The sequence below is a fragment of the Reinekea sp. G2M2-21 genome (assembly GCF_015687175.1).
Taxonomy (GTDB): Bacteria; Pseudomonadota; Gammaproteobacteria; order Pseudomonadales; family Natronospirillaceae; genus Reinekea.
This window is the reverse complement of sequence record NZ_JADPQG010000026.1, coordinates 1-2252: the sequence shown is the minus strand read 5'-3', so window position 1 is coordinate 2252 and position 2252 is coordinate 1. Positions and strand designations below refer to the sequence as shown.

Sequence of the window (2252 nt, the reverse complement as noted above, 5' to 3'; positions counted from 1 at the left end):
TGCTCGCCTTTTATGTGAGCGTTATGAGTAGAAAGGATGAAGTGTAACTACTGCAAAGGATATATACCGGTTTCAGAAGCTTTTTCATCGAGTTATAAGAAACCGGTGACGTGCAAATCTTGTCAAAGGAAACTGTATCTATTTAGGCCTGTTACGAAGTTTTTTGGCTATTTCGTAATGACCACGATTCCTTTCATTTGCATTGTTTACTTCTTTCTAAGATGGGATCTATTGCTTGTTTTTAGCCTAGTCTCATTGTCGCTTTGGTATATAGCTTTTATAGTTGAATATAAAGTGTTTGGGTTCACTGATATTCGAGAACCTCGCTACGGCTTTACCGGCAAAGGCGACTCCTCATAACAAAGTGAAGCACCCGCCCGTACCGGGCTATGGACAAAAAACTCACTGGCGTTCGCTTTTTGCCGGTGTTCAACGACGTTACTGATCAGGGATGAAGTATGGAACTAATAGCAAAGCTTAAGCATTGGCAGGTATTTCTCGTTCTATTTGGCACGATGTATTTGCCGGTTCTTACAGTTGGTTCTGAAATGGGGAAACTATCAAGTGTCTTCTTTTTTACACTTAACTTGGTGATGTATCTTGTTTGGGTCCATACAATAGGGGTTGTTTCCAAACGCTATGTAGTTCAAGAGATTAAGCGAAATTTACGGTTCAATATTTTTGCAAGTGTTTACGTCGTAGTTTTCATTGCTTCAATGATTATATTTGTTGAACACTTAGGTAGTAATATATTTATAATCTTACCCTTCCATATTGTTGCATTGGGATGTTTAGCATTTAATGTTGGGACCGCAGCCAAAAGCCTGGTCTCCGCTACGAGTAAAAGCGATGCTCCTTTTAGTAGCTATAGTGGAACGATTTTTAAGATTTGGATTTATCCTATCGGGATATGGAAAGTACAAAACCAGCTTAATAGTTTGGTTGAACCAAATCAGTAACAAGTTTATGAACCGCAGCCCAAAGACCTGCACTTCGTGCAATGGGCTTGGACTCAATCACGCTGGCGCGCGATTTCGCCGGTTATAAAAGCGTTATGAGTAGCTATGAACTTTGATATCTGCTTCAACTTTGATTTCAGGGAATTAAGCAATGAGGACATCATTGAGATCTTTGATGAAATTGAAGATATAAATTCTGTCGATGATCAGGGTAATACGCTATTACTTTGGGCGTGTAAAGATTATAACCTCCAGTTGATTGATTACGCTCTAAGTCGTGGTGGTGATACTAACTACATAAATGAATGTGGAGAGACTCCAGTTCAAGAGGTTATAAATATTGCAGAAGACAGAGAAGAAATTGCTTTAGCTATCTTACAAAAACTCATTGATGCTGGAGCGAACCTGGAAGTCAGAGGGTTTATGGAGAAAACGGCTTTTCTGAAGGCATGTAGCCGCAACTCAAGAAAAGTAATTGAGCTGTTGGTGAGAAATGGAGCTGACGTAAAAGCTACAGTTGAAGAAGACGGAAAACTCCTAGATGGTCGCTTTTACGCAGACATCTTTGGTGAAACACCTGAAATCAGAAAATACATTGATCGGCTAGTGAACTCATAACAAGAAATTGTTGTGCAAGCCCGCTCGAAAACCGCTTACATGGCGGGCTTCGGACTCGTGACCTCGCCGCAAAATAAATACGTTATGCAATACGGAAGTTCTAATGGATCTAAGTAATTGGGTTGAGATTGCAAAGAAGCTCGGTGCAATCAACGAAGAGGGGCAAGAAAATTCATCTAGCGATAAAGCTCGGGAGGCTATAGAGCTTCTTTTAGGTGAAGATTTTTGTCGTGAATCTGTTAGGCATTATGTGTCTTTGGGGGCTGGCAGAGAGCTTTTGAGGGGTGTTCTTTGGCAATTGCACCCGTTCAGCGCAATGGATGAATGCTACAGAATATTCAAAGATGCTCCGGACGTACAAAATAAAAGAGATGCAGTAGAGCTTCTTCGGGTTGTTGCTGATCGTAGGGCTTTGAACTGGGTTTCCGAGTTTCTTGAATATGATGATGTTGGGGTACAGAATTGGGCGATTGGCATCGTTGATCAACTGATATTTTCTGAACTATGTGAGCCCGAAGAGGTTGAGAGTATTTTATGTATAGCCGCTTCTCATTCTAACGAATATGTTAGAGATCAAGAGAAAAACATTAGAGCTATGTTGGCGTCAAACGAAGAGCAGGATAAGGTTTTATCCGAGTTTTATGAGCGTAAAAATGCATAACAAGTTGCTCAAAT

Annotated in this window: 3 protein-coding genes; all 3 read left to right on the top strand. The window is 40.6% G+C overall.

Annotated elements, in window-relative coordinates; genetic code table 11:
• The first annotated feature begins 458 nt into the window (after positions 1-458).
• The 3 genes from IYN85_RS25505 to IYN85_RS25495 all read left to right on the top strand — a co-directional run bounded on the left by IYN85_RS25505 (position 459) and on the right by IYN85_RS25495 (position 2238).
• The gene (locus IYN85_RS25505) at positions 459-959 is read left to right on the top strand and encodes a hypothetical protein (protein WP_196161806.1); all 501 of its coding nucleotides are present in this window, start codon (positions 459-461) and stop codon (positions 957-959) included.
• 105 nt (positions 960-1064) lie between these two features.
• Entirely contained in the window at positions 1065-1577 is a 513-nt protein-coding gene (locus IYN85_RS25500; RefSeq protein ID WP_196161805.1) for an ankyrin repeat domain-containing protein, read from the top strand.
• Positions 1578-1680: 103 nt separating this feature from the next.
• Positions 1681-2238 carry a hypothetical protein gene (locus tag IYN85_RS25495; protein WP_196161804.1) on the top strand — a complete coding sequence of 186 codons (558 nt, stop codon included), beginning with the start codon at positions 1681-1683 and terminating at the stop codon, positions 2236-2238.
• Positions 2239-2252: the final 14 nt, after the last annotated feature.